This is a genomic window from Xanthomonas sp. NCPPB 1754 (assembly GCF_041475725.2).
GTDB classification, from domain to species: domain Bacteria; phylum Pseudomonadota; class Gammaproteobacteria; order Xanthomonadales; family Xanthomonadaceae; genus Xanthomonas; species Xanthomonas euvesicatoria.
Genome location: NZ_CM192982.1, coordinates 1,768,569 through 1,783,112 on the forward strand (window position 1 = coordinate 1,768,569; position 14,544 = coordinate 1,783,112).

10 protein-coding genes and 1 tRNA gene are annotated in these 14,544 nt (G+C 65.0%); 6 read left to right on the top strand and 5 right to left on the bottom strand.

Going from position 1 to position 14,544, the window contains the following annotated elements; all coding sequences use genetic code 11:
- The first annotated feature begins 38 nt into the window (after positions 1-38).
- Together ACCQ15_RS07835 and ACCQ15_RS07840 are read left to right on the top strand one after the other, a co-directional pair.
- Complete coding sequence (locus tag ACCQ15_RS07835; protein ID WP_029819122.1) at positions 39-1,220, top strand: acyl-CoA dehydrogenase family protein; 1,182 nt, start codon at positions 39-41, stop codon at positions 1,218-1,220.
- Between the two features lie 294 nt (positions 1,221-1,514).
- Positions 1,515-3,038: a platelet-activating factor acetylhydrolase IB subunit gene (locus ACCQ15_RS07840; RefSeq protein ID WP_372381397.1), complete on the top strand. Its 1,524-nt coding sequence runs from the start codon at positions 1,515-1,517 to the stop codon at positions 3,036-3,038.
- Positions 3,039-3,384: 346 nt separating this feature from the next.
- On the opposite strand, the gene ACCQ15_RS07845 is transcribed toward ACCQ15_RS07840, so the two are convergent.
- A tRNA-Leu gene (locus ACCQ15_RS07845) sits at positions 3,385-3,471 on the bottom strand.
- A gap of 121 nt (positions 3,472-3,592) precedes the next feature.
- Between ACCQ15_RS07845 and rnr the strand changes: the two genes are divergently transcribed.
- The 4 genes from rnr (at position 3,593) to ACCQ15_RS07865 (ending at position 11,223) form a co-directional block, all read left to right on the top strand.
- On the top strand, positions 3,593-6,121 hold the full coding sequence (rnr, locus tag ACCQ15_RS07850; RefSeq protein ID WP_372357533.1) for a ribonuclease R: 2,529 nt from the start codon (positions 3,593-3,595) through the stop codon (positions 6,119-6,121).
- Between the two features lie 273 nt (positions 6,122-6,394).
- Entirely contained in the window at positions 6,395-6,868 is a 474-nt protein-coding gene (locus ACCQ15_RS07855) for a GFA family protein (protein WP_033837274.1), read from the top strand.
- Positions 6,869-7,176: 308 nt separating this feature from the next.
- Positions 7,177-7,926: a 23S rRNA (guanosine(2251)-2'-O)-methyltransferase RlmB gene (gene rlmB, locus ACCQ15_RS07860; RefSeq protein WP_011346992.1), complete on the top strand. Its 750-nt coding sequence runs from the start codon at positions 7,177-7,179 to the stop codon at positions 7,924-7,926.
- 261 nt (positions 7,927-8,187) lie between these two features.
- Positions 8,188-11,223, top strand: coding sequence for a diguanylate cyclase domain-containing protein (locus ACCQ15_RS07865; RefSeq protein WP_372381398.1), 3,036 nt, complete (start codon positions 8,188-8,190; stop codon positions 11,221-11,223).
- Between the two features lie 232 nt (positions 11,224-11,455).
- Here ACCQ15_RS07865 and rnt read toward each other — a convergent pair whose 3' ends face one another.
- From rnt to pstB, 4 genes are all read right to left on the bottom strand, one after another.
- On the bottom strand, positions 11,456-12,097 hold the full coding sequence (rnt, locus tag ACCQ15_RS07870) for a ribonuclease T (RefSeq protein ID WP_008572178.1): 642 nt from the start codon (positions 12,095-12,097) through the stop codon (positions 11,456-11,458).
- Between the two features lie 257 nt (positions 12,098-12,354).
- Positions 12,355-12,762 carry an RcnB family protein gene (locus ACCQ15_RS07875; protein ID WP_011346994.1) on the bottom strand — a complete coding sequence of 136 codons (408 nt, stop codon included), beginning with the start codon at positions 12,760-12,762 and terminating at the stop codon, positions 12,355-12,357.
- Between the two features lie 110 nt (positions 12,763-12,872).
- Positions 12,873-13,583, bottom strand: a complete 711-nt coding sequence (gene phoU / locus ACCQ15_RS07880) for a phosphate signaling complex protein PhoU (protein ID WP_008572166.1) — start codon at positions 13,581-13,583, stop codon at positions 12,873-12,875.
- A gap of 128 nt (positions 13,584-13,711) precedes the next feature.
- Positions 13,712-14,542, bottom strand: a complete 831-nt coding sequence (gene pstB, locus ACCQ15_RS07885) for a phosphate ABC transporter ATP-binding protein PstB (protein ID WP_005913798.1) — start codon at positions 14,540-14,542, stop codon at positions 13,712-13,714.
- Positions 14,543-14,544: the final 2 nt, after the last annotated feature.

The following is a 14,544-nucleotide window of genomic DNA, read 5'->3' on the forward strand; positions in this document are numbered from 1 at the left end:
CGGTCAACTACATACGCATGCGAATGGTTGGCGCTACAATGGGGTCCAGCTCAGGCCTGAAGGGGTGCGACGTGGATTTCAGCTTTACCGAAGAACAATTGATGATCCAGGATGTGGCGCGCCGCATCGCGCAGGAAAAGATCGCGCCCAGCGCCGAGCAATTCGACCGTAGCGGCGAATTCCCGCTGGAAAATATCCGCCTGCTTGGCGAAAACGGTCTGATGGGCATCGAGGTGCCGGTCGAGTACGGCGGCGCCGGCATGGACCCGATCAGCTATGCGCTGGCGATGATCGAAATCGCCGCGGCCGATGGCGCGCACTCCACCATCGTCTCGGTCAACAACTCGCTGTTTTGCACCGGCATTCTCAAAAACGGCAGCGAAGCGCAGAAGCAGCTGTACGTGCGCGCGATCGCCGAGGGCACGCACATCGGTGCGTTCGCGCTGACCGAGCCGCAGTCCGGCTCGGATGCCTCGGCAATGCGCTGCCGCGCGGTCAAGCAGGCCGATGGCAGCTTCGTCATCAATGGCAAGAAGAGCTGGATTACCTCCGGCCCGGTGGCCAAGTACATCGTGTTGTTTGCGGTGACCGAGCCGGACAAGGGCTCGCGCGGCATCACCGCCTTCATGGTCGATACCGACCGCGCCGGTTTTCATCGCGGCAAGACCGAGCCCAAGCTCGGCATCCGTGCCTCGGCCACCTGCGAAATCGAGTTTGCCGATTACGTTGCGCAGCCCGACGAGGTGCTGGGCGTGGAAGGCGAGGGTTTCAAGACTGCGATGAGCGTTCTGGATGCCGGGCGCATCGGCATTGCCTCGCAAGCGGTCGGGATTGCACGCGCGGCGTATGAGGCCACGCTGGCCTACGTCAAGGAGCGCAAGGCATTTGGCGCGGCGATCGGCACGTTCCAGATGACCCAGGCCAAGATCGCCGACATGAAGTGCAAGCTGGATGCGGCGCTGCTGCTGACGTTGCGCGCGGCGTGGTTGAAGGGGCAGGGGCAAAAGTTCGGTACCGAAGCGGCCGTGGCCAAGCTCACCGCATCCGAGGCGGCGATGTGGATCACCCATCAGGCGGTGCAAATTCATGGCGGCATGGGGTATTCGAAAGAAATGCCGCTGGAGCGCTACTTTCGTGACGCCAAGATCACCGAAATCTACGAGGGCACCTCGGAAATCCAGCGCCTGGTGATCGCGCGCGGCGAAACCGGGCTGCGCTGAGGTCTTGCCGCGCTCCAGCGCTGCCGCTGCGCGCGGCACCGCTGGAGCGCTTTCCGCGATGCCAAGATCACCGAAATCGACGCGGGCGCCTCGGCAATCCAGCGCTTGGTGATCGCACGCGGCACGACAGGGTCGCGGCGAAGCCCGTCATTCCCTCAGCATTGCCGCAGCAACGCGGCAACGTCGGAGTGCTCGCTGCAGTGCGTTGTGATCATCAAGGGCGGCTATGCCAAGGGTTGTCCTGCGTTGCATGCGCGGACCACAATCGACGCTTCTCCCGTGTCTGGTGCGCGCATGTCCCGGTCTTCGCACGCTGCTTTGTCCCGTGTTTCACGCTCCGGCTTAGCGCATACCCTGTGGTGCTGGGGGCTGCTGCTGTTCTGCACGACGGCAGGCGCGCAAACCTCGCCGCCTTCGATCGTGCCAACCGATCGTCTGCGCGAGTCCTGGTGGGCGCAACGGCATGCGCAGGTGCTGGAGCAGGTCAAGCAGCACCCGGATACCAAATTGCTGCTGATCGGCGATTCGATCACTCAAAACTACGAAAAAGCCAAGGCGCCGGACGAAGACTTCCAACCGACCTGGCAAACCTTCTACGGCAGCCGCGGTGCGCTGAACCTAGGTTTCAGTGGCGACGGCACCGAAAACGTGCTGTGGCGGCTGGCCAATGGCGAAGTCGACGGGCTGCAGCCGAAGGTCGCGCTGGTGCTGATCGGCACCAATAACACCGGCCATCTCGGTCAAACCGCCGAACAGACCCAACTCGGTATCGATGCGGTGGTCGCGGCGATCGAGCAGAAGCTGCCGCGAACGCACATCCTGCTGCTGAGCGTGTTGCCCAGCGATCTCTCCAGCGAAAAATCGCGGCGCGATGCGCAGATCAATCAGGGCCTGGCCGTGCGTTACGGCGACAACCCACGCGTGACCTATCTGGATGTGAGTTCGGTCTTCCAGCGCGACGGCAAACTCCGCACCGATCTGTTTTACGACACCCGGTTCCGTCCGGCGGCCGGTGCCTTGCATCCGGACACGCGGGGGCAGCGCATGCTGGCCGAAGCGATCGAGCCCACGCTGGCGCGGCTGTTGGGCGAGCCACCGGTCAAGCCGGTGGCCGAACTCGGCCGTGACGCGGCGACCTCGCTGATGCCGGTCGACTGGCTGGAGCAGGATTCCTACGACTGGTACGCACGCCACCACGCAGCGCTGGCCGTCGCGCGCAGCCTGAAGCCGGAGGTGGTGATGATCGGCGACTCGATCACGCATTTCTGGTCTGGGCCACCGCAGGCCACGCGCGTCAGTGGCCCCGAATCATGGCAATGGTTGTATGGCACGCGGCCGGTCCTGAATCTGGGCTTCGGCTGGGACCGCACGCAAAATGTGCTGTGGCGCATCCGGCAGGGCGAACTCGATGGTCTGGACCCGCGCTGGGTGGTGCTGCATATCGGCACCAACAATCTCAGCGGCACGGCGCAAGCGCGCGCCAGCACCCCGGCTGAAGCGGAGTTGGGTCTGCAGGCGGTGGTGAGCGAGGTGCGCCGTCGCCTTCCCAACAGCAAGCTGATCCTGATGGCGATCATGCCGCGTGGCCGCAACCCCGACGATGCACGGCGCGCGCCGATCGCCGAGACAAACCGGCTGCTGGTCGCGCGCTATGCCAAGGATCCGGCGGTGCAGTTGGTCGATATCGGCCCCAAGATGCTGCAGCCCGACGGCACGCTGCCCGAAGCGCTGATGCCCGATGGCACCCATCCCAGCGAGTCCGGCTACCGCATCTGGGCGCAGGCGCTGCGCGAGGCGGGCATTACCGCTGCGCCGTAACGGTGGCGGCACGCGAGCGCGTTCATCCAAAAGCGAGCGCGGAGGGTAAGGGGGGGACGTGCGGCCGCCCGCGCGCTGGCGCGTCGCGCGGGTCGGCAGTCGCGTTTGGTTTTCAGGAGTGCGCGGGGCCACGCTCCGGCGTGGAACGTGATGATGGCCAACGGGCTCAAGCGAGGCCATCTGCGTCCCGGGCGAGGCCCGGCATGAGCTGGTCTGCCGTTTCCAACGCCGAAAGAGCGAGCTAGGGCCGGGCTGCCGGCGAGGGCGCGGCGATCGAGTGCAGCGCACTGCATTTTCGAACCCCAGAAACCAGAAGACCCCCGATTGCTCGGAGGTCTTTTTAAACTGGTGCCCAGAAGAGGACTCGAACCTCCACGAAGTTGCCCCCGCTAGCACCTGAAGCTAGTGCGTCTACCAATTCCGCCACCTGGGCAGGTGAGCCGCGAATTTTGCAGGCCCCCGGCTGGCTTGTCAATGGGTTCCATGCGGCAATCGTCGGCGGTCGCGCCGGCCTTGCTGCCCATCTCGCCGCGCCACGCAGTACCATGTAAGCAATGACAAAGAAAAAAACCCCAGATTCCGATCGGCCGAGTCGCCGCAAATCCACCGGCGCAGGCGATTCCAGCACTGCCGAACAGCAGAAGTTGCCGGGCTGGATGCCAGACTTCCTGGTCCGCGCCGCAGCCGGCGCATCGACCAAGTCCGCCAACAAGCGCGCTGCCGACAAAGCATCCAACCCCTCCAAAGCCTCGCCACAGCAGGCGTCCGCGCCGCCTGCGCCGCGCGCTCCGCATCCGCGCAAGAGTGGCCCGTCTGCGCCGCCGCCGGAACGCTTCCAGACCGCTGCACCTACGACTGCCGAATTCAAGGATCCGCATGCCGAGCGCGAGGCTCTTCGGTATGCCGAGCCGATCGCCAGCCGCGAGGCCATCCTGCAATTGCTTGAAGCCTGCGACGGTCCGCAGACCGCCGAAGAAATTGCCGAGCAGCTCAATCTGAGCGACCGCATCGATGCGCTGGGCAAGCGCCTGGCCGCAATGGTGCGCGAAGCGCAACTGGTGCAGAACCGCCGCGGTGGCTACGCGCCGGTGCAGCAGACCAGCCTGATCGCCGGCGTGGTCATCGCCAATCCGGAGGGCTTCGGTTTCCTCAAGCCCGACGAGGGCGGCGACGACCTGTTCCTGCCGCCGTTCGAAATGCGCAAGGTCATGCATGGCGACCGCGCGCTCGCCAATGTCACCGGCATCGACCGTCGCGGCCGTCGCGAAGGTGCCATTGCGCGCGTGCTCGAGCGTGGCATGTCCCGCATGCTGGGGCGCTTTTTCTATGAGCACGGGGTGGCTTACGTCGACCCCGACGACAAGCGCATCCAGCGCAATGTGCAGATTGCCCCGGACGGTATCGGCGAGGCACGCGAAGGCCAATTGGTGGTCTGCGAACTGATCGCGCCGCCGGACGCGCGCCGCCCGGCGATCGGCAAGATCATCGCGGTACTGGGCGACAAGCTGACGCCGTCGCTGGTCGTCGAAATGGCCATCCACGGCCATGAATTGCCGCACGAATTTCCGCAGGAAGTGCTGGACGAAGCGGCGGCCGTGCCGTTGGTGGTCGAGCCGCAGATGATCGGCGGGCGCGTGGACCTGCGGCAGATGCCACTGGTCACCATCGATGGCGAAGACGCCAAGGATTTCGACGACGCGGTGTATTGCGAACCCAATGTCGACGGCTTCCGTCTGGTGGTGGCAATCGCCGATGTGTCCAACTACGTCCGTCCCGGGACGCCGCTGGACGACGAAGCGCAAAAGCGCGCCACCTCGGTGTATTTCCCCGGCTTCGTGGTACCGATGCTGCCGGAAACGCTGTCCAACGGCATCTGCTCGCTGATGCCCAAGGTCGACCGCATGTGCTTCGTCTGCGATATGCAGGTGGGACGCGATGGTGAAGTGACCGGCTCGCGTTTCTACGAAGCGGTGATGAATTCGCACGCACGCCTGACCTATAACCAGGTCTGGAAGGCGGTGGGCGAAGACGATGCGGACACCAAGGCCTTCATCGGCCCGCTGCTGCCGCAGGTGCAGCGCCTGCATCAGCTGTATCACGTGCTGTCGAAGGCACGCACGCAGCGCGGGGCGATCGAGTTCGAAACCTCCGAAGTGCGCTTCGTGCTCGACAACACCGGCGAGGTCACCCAGGCCGGCATGCTGGTGCGCAACGATGCCCACAAGCTCATCGAAGAATGCATGATCGCCGCCAACGTCGAGGCGGCGCGCTACCTGCTGAGCGTGCACGTGCCTGCGCCTTACCGTGTGCATGAGCGCCCGCCGGAGAGCAAGTACGAAGACCTGCTGGAGTTCCTCAAGGAGTTCCAGCTGAGCTTGCCGGCATGGAGCAAGGTGCGCCCCGGCGATTACACCAAGTTGCTGAAGAAAGTGCGCGCGCGCCCGGATGCGGCGTTGCTGGAATCGGTGTTGCTGCGCAGCCAGAGCCTGGCGGTGTATTCGCCGGAGAACAACGGCCATTTCGGTCTGGCGTTGGAGGCATACGCGCATTTCACCTCGCCGATTCGGCGTTACCCGGATCTGCTGGTACACCGCGCAATCAAGCATGCGTTGACCGGCGCCAGCCCGCAGACATTCATCTATACCCCGCGTCAGATGGCGGCGCTGGCATTGCAATGCTCCGAGCGCGGACGGCGTGCCGATGAAGCCGAGCGCGAAGTGGACGAGCGCTACCGCGCCGCGTGGATGGAAAAGCACGTCGGTGGCCAGTTCGATGGCGTGATCAGCGGTGTGACGGGATTTGGCCTGTTCGTGGAGTTGACGCAGTCCAAGGTCAACGGCCTGGTGCACGTCACGCAGCTGCCGCAGGACTATTACCAGTTCGATCCGATTCGCAAGACGCTCAGCGGCGAGCGCCGTGGTCGCGAGTTCCGCCTCGGCGACCCGGTGCGCGTGCTGGTGCTCAAGGCCAGCATGGAAGAGCGCAAGATCGACTTCCGCCTGGCCGACGAAAATGGCGCAGCGCCCGAAGCGCCGCTGCCGCCACGCGAGAAGCCGACCAAGCGCAAGAAGAAGCCGTACTGAGTTGCAGGACGGCGCTGCGGGCGGCCGAACTGGCAGCCCGCCACGCGAGGTGGTGGTGACAAGCAGCCACTAAAATGAAGCGTGGGTCGTCGGGCGGGTACAGACGGGGCTGATGAACTGCGGCGCGCCGGCGGTTCGCGGCAACTTCCACGATTGGCCGCATCCGCGTGGCAGTGATCGCAGTCGTGTTATTCGCTGTGAGAGAGGCCGGTGGGCTGTTGCAGGCGAGTGGGTCTGCAATGATGTCCGTAACAGACTGACGCGGAGCAGGGCATGGACACTTCAAGCGAATACAGCGGTGGCTGCCAGTGCGGGGCGGTGCGGTTTCATGTGCGTGGTGCGTTGGTGGATGCTTCGATCTGCCACTGCCGCATGTGTCAGAAGGCATTCGGCGCGTATTACGCGCCGTTGGTGTCTGTGCGAGGCACCGAGTTTCGCTGGACCCGTGGCGAGCCCAAGCGCTTTGCATCGTCGAACGTCGTGCAGCGCGGTTTTTGCGCCGAATGCGGCACGCCATTGACGTATGAGGCACCCGACGGCGTGGCAGTTGCGGCGGGTGCCTTCGACACGCCCGAGCAGTTGCCGCCGCATATCCAATATGGACTGGATCGCAAACTGCCCTTCGTCGATGGCCTGGCGCAGCTGCCTACGCGTCCACCCGAAGACGATGCCGCCGCGGAGGCTTTTTTGGCCAGCGTGGTGTCGCGACAACATCCCGATCACGACACTGCGCATTGGCCGGCGTGAGAAAAGGCTTTGGTTTGTTGTGCTGCTGATCGCGGCATGCGAGCAGCAATGGCGTCACCTCGCTCGCGGCCGTCACTGGCCGCGGCAACACGCGCCAGTGCGCCATCTGGCAGGCATCCATCGACACGATGGGGTGCGCGGTGAGCGTGCGGTCAATGCAGGCGTGCGCCATTGGCCCCGGGCGCTGCGCGTCCAGCACCAGTGCCATCGCCGCATCGCGTCGTTGGCATCGCCGGGCTCCACGCACCGGCCGTGACGTGACAGGCCGCAGGCCCTACCATTCCCCTTTACCTCTTCGTATGCCCGCAATGAGCAAGCAGAACCAGTGGATCGTCGGCGTCAATGCTGTCGCCTCGTCCGTCGAGAACGACGCCGACAACGTGCGCGAGGTGTTGATCGAGGCCGGCAGCAAGAACCCGCGCCTGACCGAGATCGAAGAACAGGCGCGCCGCAAGGGCATCGACGTCCGCCGGGTCAATACCCAGGCACTGGACGGTGTGGGGGGGCAGGTACGCCACCAGGGCGTGGCCGCACGCTATGCCGCCGCGCGGCTGTGGGCCGAGAACGAGCTGGAAGGGTTGGTCGAGGCCGCCGAAGGGCGCGCGCTGGTGCTGATCCTCGATGGCGTGCAGGACCCGCACAACCTTGGCGCATGCCTGCGCAGTGCGGCAGCGGCCGGGGTCACCGCAGTGGTGATTCCCAAGGACAAGTCGGCCACGGTGAACGCCACCGTGCGCAAGACCTCCGCCGGTGCGGCCGACCGCATTCCGGTGGTGGCGGTGACCAACCTGGCGCGCTGCCTGCGCGACCTGCAGAAGCAGGGTGTGTGGCTGTATGGCTTGGCCGGCGAAGCAGAGGCTTCGTTGTACAGCGTGGATCTGCGCGGCAATGTCGGGCTGGTGCTGGGTGGCGAGGCCGATGGCCTGCGCCGTCTCACCCGCGAGCATTGCGACGGCCTGGTCAAGATCCCGATGCCCGGCGAAATTGAAAGCCTCAATGTGTCGGTCGCCACCGGTGTGACCCTGTTCGAGGCCGTGCGCCAGCGCCTGGGCACCTAACGGCCCGCATGCAGGCGCGAGCGCAGGCGTGCCGGCCTGCGTAACCCACGCGCGTTACGCGATGCACAGCAGCGCCAACGCTTGATCGTTGCATTGCCGATGGGCATCTGCGCAATGTTCCGCGCAGATGCGGTTCGCGAGGCGTTGACTGGCGCACGCGCAGGGAGGTGCAGCAAGGCTTTCCAGGCATGCGCAGCCACCGTCGAACGCAGCGCGACGTTTTTGCCTACCATATCGCCAGCGAACGGCGCGTTGTGTGTGATGAACGATGGGGTGGGCGCCTGGCAAACAGGCGAGAGCAGTTGCGGCGTCCAGGCGTCAGCACGACGAAAACATAGACGGCAGCCGCGCTGGCTCGGTGTCGGCGCCTGCCTGTTGTTGGCGCTGTGTTCGCTTGTTGCGACTGCCTCACCGGCCGGCACGGCACGCTTGCGCGATTACGCCATCGATAGCTGGAGTTCGCGCAACGGGCTGCCGCACAACTCCTTGCGCGACATCGCCCAGACCCGCGACGGGTATCTGTGGTTCGCGACCTGGGAAGGGTTGGTGCGCTACAACGGGCTGGAATTCAGCGTGATCGACCGCAGCACGCGCCCTGGGCTGCCCGATAACGGCGTCGGCGCGCTGTATGTTGATCGCGATGGCGCGCTGTGGCTGAGCGATGCGCGCGGCAATCTGGTCCGGCATGGTGCCGACGGGCAATGGCGACAGTGGCAGCGGCAAGGGCAGTGGCCGCAGGCGTTGATCCATGCCATGACCATGGACGCCGAAGGCCGCATGTGGCTGTTGTTCGAAGGGCACGGGCTGGGCTGCCTGTGGCCGGATGGGCGCTTCGACTATTTCCCGCCGCACGATGACGCACCGCTGCAAAGCAGCTTTCCGCGCATGGTGGTCGATGCGCAGGGGCGCTTGTTGATCGGCACCTTCGATGGATTGATCTACCGCGAACCGGATGGGCGCATGCACCGCGCGCCGGCCGCATTCGGGTTTCCGCCGGGGTTGGCATGGCCGTATCGCGCAACGGACGGCACGGTGTGGGTGGTTGCGGGAGATCAGCTGTATCGCCTGCAGGGCGAGCGCGCCGAGCTGATGCATCGGGTGCCGGGGCAGGGTCACTTCACCGCGATGCTGCAGGATCGCAATGGCGACCTGTGGCTGGGCAGCGAAAACCAGGGGCTGCTGCGGATCGGGCCGTACGGCGTGGAGCATCTGCCGGCCGGTCGCAGCCTGCCGACTGGGCGCATCGTCAGTCTGCGCGAGGACGCCGAAGGCAGCATCTGGGTCGGCGCAAACGGCGGTCTGTTCCGGCTGCGCGAGACACTGTTCAGTCGCTACAGCCAGCGCGATGGATTAAGCGGCGACTACAGCCGCGCCATGTTGGAAGACCGCGACGGCAGCCTGTGGATTGCCGGAACCGCCGGCCTGGACCGGATGCTGCCGGACGGGCGCATCGTGGCGGTGCCGGTGGCCACACCATCGGGGCGACGCCTTTCGGTGCTCAGCCTGGCGCTGGACCGGCACGGCGATCTTTGGGTAGGCACCTATGCCGATGGTGTCTTCGTGTTGCGCGCCGGGCGCGTGCTGCGCCATTACGGCGAGGCCGAGGGCATTCCCGGCGGGCATATCCGCGCGATCGTGATCGACGACCACGAGACGGTATGGCTGGCAACCCAGCGTGGCGTGGTGCAGCTGGTGGATGGCAAGCGCACGCCGTTGGCGATCGACGGCTTGCCTGCCAGCGTGGTGACCGCATTGGCCAACGTCGATGGCGCGGTGTGGATCGGTTCGGTCGATGGTGCGGCAGTGCTACGCAACGGCAAGCTGCGCCAGTTGAATCTTGAGCAACTGGGCGGCGCGCGCAGCGTATTCGGTTTTCAGGCCATCGGCGATGCCATGTGGATCGCGACCGACCGCGGGTTGTATCGCGAGCGCAATGGCGTTCTCGCACGCGTGGGTCTGGAGCAGGGGATGCCGGTCGATACGGTGTTCCAGCTTGTACAAGACCGGCTTGGCAATGCGTGGATCAGCAGCAATCGCGGCGTGCTGCGTACCGAATTCAAAACGCTCGATGCAGTTGCCGATGGGCGCGGCACGCTCGCGATCGAACGCTATGGCGAGATCGATGGCATGGGCAATGCACAGGCCAACGGCAGTTCCGGCCCCAGCCTGCTGCGGCGCGCCGACGGCACGGTGTGGGTGGTGACAGCTGGCGGGGTAAGCATGGTCGACCCCTCACGTCTGCAGCGCTTTCGCGAACGTCGCCCGCCGCCGGCAGTGATCGAGAACGCGCAGCAGGATGGCCGCCCGTTGGTGTGGCGCCAGCGCGCCCAACTGGCTGGCGGGCATCGCTTGAACGTGTCCTACGTCGGCATGAGCTTTCTGCTGCCGGAGCGAATCGAGTACCGCACCCGGCTGGAAGGCCTGGACAACACCTGGACCGAACGCGGCCGGCAGCGCAGCGTGGAATTCATCGGCCTGCCGCCGGGCCGATATCGTCTGCACGTGGCTGCGCGCCATCCGGGCGGGGCATGGAGCCCGCACGAAGCGGTGTGGGCGTTCGAGGTATTGCCGCTGTGGTGGCAACGCCAGGATGTGCGCTTTGCCGCGGCGCTGGGGGCGCTCTTGCTGCTGGCCCTGCTGTATCGGGTGTTGCTGCATCGCTACAAGACCCATAACGCGCGCCTGGCCGAGCTGGTGCGCAAGCGCACCGAAGACCTGCAACGGCAGGCGCAGCGCTTGCTGCAGGCCAATCAGGAAAAGAGCGAGCTATTGACGCGTTTGCGCATCAAGTCCGATGTGTTCGAGCGCCAGGCGCACGAAGATGCATTGACCGGGCTACCCAACCGTCGCCATTTCGACGAAGCGCTGGCGCGCGATATCAGCCGTGCACGGCGCAGTGGGCGGCCGCTGGTGCTGGCGATTCTGGATATCGATCACTTCAAGCGCATCAACGACCATTATTCGCACGCCAGCGGCGATGCGGTCCTGCACGAGGTGGGAGTGCTCCTGACGGCGGCCGCGCGCGCCTCGGATCTGCCGGCACGCCTGGGCGGCGAAGAATTCGCGCTGCTATTGGCCGACACCACGCTGGACGAGGCACAGGCGCTTTGCCTGCGCATCCGCGCGCTCTTCCACGCCCGTCACAACTGGGCCAGCGTCGAGGGCTTGCAGGTGACCTTCAGCGCCGGTGTTGCCGCGCTGCGCGACGACGACACCGGCTCGTCGCTGATGCAGCGCGCCGATCACGCCTTGTACGAGGCCAAGAGCGCCGGTCGCGATCGGATCTGTGTGGGTTAGACGCCGGGATTCGGGAATCGGGATTTGGGATTGGCAACGGCAGCGCAGGCGTTCCTTCTCCTGCACGAGAAGGTGCCCAGAAGGGCAGATGAGGGTACGGCAGCAGGCAGCAGTGCTGCGTCGTGATCAAACGGTTGCGGCTCGTGCTTGGTAAACGTACGCGATTGGCCGCTTCAATCCAGAAACCACGACGCTTTTGCCAATCCCGAATGCCCAATCCCGAATCCCGTCCTCACACCGGCCCGGGCCAGGCGTTGGCGATCTTGCAGAACAGGCGTGCGGTCTGTTCGGTGTCGTAGACCGCGCTGTGGGCGTCGGCGGCATTCCAGTCCAGGCCGGCGGCCTGGGCGGCGCGTGCCAGCACCGTCTGGCCATAGGCCACGCCAGCCAACGTCACCGTGTCGAACACGCTGAAAGGATGAAACGGGTTGCGTTTGTGGCCCACGCGCGCCACGGCGGCGTTGAGAAAATTCAGATCGAAGTGGGCGTTGTGGCCGACCAGGATTGCGCGCTGGCAGCCGTATTTCTTCACCGCTGCGCGCACCGGCGCGAACACATGGTCCAGCGCGTCCTTTTCCTGTTTCGCGAAGCGGAACGGGTGGTCGAGCACGATACCGGTGATTTCCAGCGACTTCGGGTCGATCTCCAGCCCGGGCGCCGGCACCAGGTGCGCGCTGGCGGTCTCGCCGGGAAAGAAGCGTCCGTCGGTATCCATCTCGATCGGCACGCAGGCGATCTCCAGCAGTGCGTGCTTGTTCCAGTCGAACCCGCCGGTTTCTACGTCCACCACCACGGGCAGATAGCCACGAAAGCGGCGCGACATCGGCAAAAAAGAGGGTGCAGGCTGTGCATCGACCGGTTCGTTCATCCGCATAGCCTAGCAGGTCGCACGCCGGGCTCTGCCCTGGCTGCAGGCTGGCACGCCCACACCGGCGGCAGCGACGCCCCGACGATTGGGTGCACGGCCACTCGAGTGGCGTCGGCGTGCATTGCCGGCCCACTGTCTGCGAGCGTCTTCCCCGAACCGGGCGACTGCAGACCACACAGCGACAGTCGCCATACACCGAAATGAAAAGGCCCGATCCGCGTTGCCACGGACCGGGCCTCCCTAACGACACGGTGAGCGAGCCCTTAGCGACCCGCGACGACGCTGGTAATCAGCCCGGTGGCCACTGCGATCAGCACGTAGGTGTTATCCACGCGACGCCATTCGTGCCCGCGCGGCGGCGGCTTGAGATGGTGCTTGTGGTAGTCGGCAACGCGACTACCACGATGGTCCGGTGCCAGCCGCTCGCCGCGGCGATACGGCGGGCCGCGGCGCTCGTTGCGATGATCCTCGTGATGCGCGTTGCGGCGATCGTCGCGCCTGTCGTCATGCCTGTCGTCGCGGTGATCGTCATGGCGGTCAGGACCATGGTCGTCGTGACGCTGCGCATTGCGGTCACGGTCGTGATCCAGCTCGTGCTGCTGCGGTGCTGCAAACGCTGCGCCAGAGGTCAGCAGCGTCAAGGCCATGAAGGATCCAACGAAACGTTTCATCAGCGGACTCCTGGGTCACAGGAAATGCCTGTGCAGCTGCACCGTAGAAGTTTCAAGCTGAATACGTAATGAGAAGGCCTTGCGGCGCCTTACGGCCACGCTGCCGCGGTCTAGATGACGCCGGTGCTGCTGGTGTCGTCGCGCTTCACGCGCGGAGGCAAGGGCTGCTCGCCATGCACCAGGAACCACACGTTCTCGGCGATGTTGGTGGCGTGGTCGCCAATGCGTTCCAGATTCTTTGCCATGAACAGCAGATGCGTACACGGGGTGATATTGCGCGGGTCTTCCATCATGTAGGTGAGCAGCTCGCGGAACAACGCGGTGTACTGCGCATCCAGGCGTGCATCTTCGTCGCGGACACGGATCGCCGCATCGGCATCCTTGTTGCGATACGCCTGTACGGCTTCGCGCACGGCATCGGCCGCCATCTGGCCAAGCGCGCGCAGGCCCACGGTCTGCGGCAGCGGCGGTGCGGAATTGAGCGCGATCGAGCGCTTGGCCACGTTGGCCGCGTAATCGCCGATACGTTCGATATCGGCCGGAATCCGCAGGCCTGCAAGAATTTCACGCAGATCGCGCGCCATCGGGCCGCGCAATGCAAGCCGCATCACGTCGTGGCTGATCGCATGCTCCAGTGCGTCGATCGCCTCGTCGTTGACCACGATGCGGTGCGCGGCGTTGTCATCACGACGCTCCACCACATCCAGCGCGGCTTCCAGCTGCGCCACCGCCGTCTCGCCCATGCGCACGATCTCGGCGACAAGACGGTGCTGCTCCTCGTCGTAGCTTTTGACGATATGGTCGTTGAGGTGCTGGTTCATCGTGGTCTCGATTCGTGGCAGTGGTGGATGTCCGCCGTAACCTTGGCGACATGGCACATGATGCAAATGTCGTGCCGGGCGGTGCGGCGGAACTGCGTCAATGCGGCGTTGCGCTGGCGCGCCTTACATCAACCGAAGCGGCCGGTGATGTAGTCCTCGGTCTGTTGCTTGGATGGCTGCGAAAAAATGGTTTCGGTGCGGTCATGCTCGATCAGGTCGCCCAGGTACATGAAGGCGGTATAGTCGGACACGCGCGCGGCCTGCTGCATGTTGTGGGTGACGATCACGATGGTGTAGTCGCGCTTGAGCTCTTCCACCAACTGTTCGATGCGGCTGGTGGAAATCGGGTCCAGCGCGGACGTCGGTTCGTCCAGCAACAACACATCCGGGCGCAGCGCCACCGCACGTGCGATGCACAGGCGCTGCTGCTGGCCACCGGAAAGCCCCAGTGCGCTCTGCCCCAGCTTGTCCTTCACCTCGTCCCACAGCGCGCCCTGGCGCAAGGCCTGCTCGACGCGGTTCTGCATGTCGGCCTTGGACAGCTTTTCGTGGTGGCGGATGCCGTAGGCCACGTTTTCGAAGATGGTCATCGGAAACGGCACCGGCTTCTGGAACACCATGCCCACCTTGCTGCGCAGGCGGTTCATCGGGTACTTCGGCGACAGGATGTTTTCGTTGTCCAGCAACACCTCGCCGCGCGCTTCCATCTTCGGATACAGCGCATAGATGCGGTTGAAGATGCGCAGCAAGGTCGACTTGCCGCAGCCGGAGGGACCGATCAACGCGGTGACGCGCTTTTCGGGAATCTCGATGTTGATGCTCTTGAGCGCGTGGTACTTGTCGTAATAGAAATCCAGATTGCGTGCGGCCACCTTCACCGGCGCCTGCGCCGTCGGCGCCCCCGTGGCGGCCGGAACAGCGATGCGATGCATCGGCTTGGCGTTTTGGAGATCGTTCATGT

Coding starts and splice junctions, on each gene's coding strand:
- rnt (WP_008572178.1), bottom strand. CDS start 12,097: ATGCGGATGAACGAACCGGTCGATGCACAGCCTGCACCCTCTTTTTTG.
- rnr (WP_372357533.1), top strand. CDS start 3,593: ATGACAAAGAAAAAAACCCCAGATTCCGATCGGCCGAGTCGCCGCAAA.
- ACCQ15_RS07865 (WP_372381398.1), top strand. CDS start 8,188: ATGAACGATGGGGTGGGCGCCTGGCAAACAGGCGAGAGCAGTTGCGGC.
- phoU (WP_008572166.1), bottom strand. CDS start 13,583: ATGAACCAGCACCTCAACGACCATATCGTCAAAAGCTACGACGAGGAG.
- ACCQ15_RS07835 (WP_029819122.1), top strand. CDS start 39: ATGGGGTCCAGCTCAGGCCTGAAGGGGTGCGACGTGGATTTCAGCTTT.
- rlmB (WP_011346992.1), top strand. CDS start 7,177: ATGAGCAAGCAGAACCAGTGGATCGTCGGCGTCAATGCTGTCGCCTCG.
- pstB (WP_005913798.1), bottom strand. CDS start 14,542: ATGAACGATCTCCAAAACGCCAAGCCGATGCATCGCATCGCTGTTCCG.
- ACCQ15_RS07875 (WP_011346994.1), bottom strand. CDS start 12,762: ATGAAACGTTTCGTTGGATCCTTCATGGCCTTGACGCTGCTGACCTCT.
- ACCQ15_RS07855 (WP_033837274.1), top strand. CDS start 6,395: ATGGACACTTCAAGCGAATACAGCGGTGGCTGCCAGTGCGGGGCGGTG.
- ACCQ15_RS07840 (WP_372381397.1), top strand. CDS start 1,515: ATGTCCCGGTCTTCGCACGCTGCTTTGTCCCGTGTTTCACGCTCCGGC.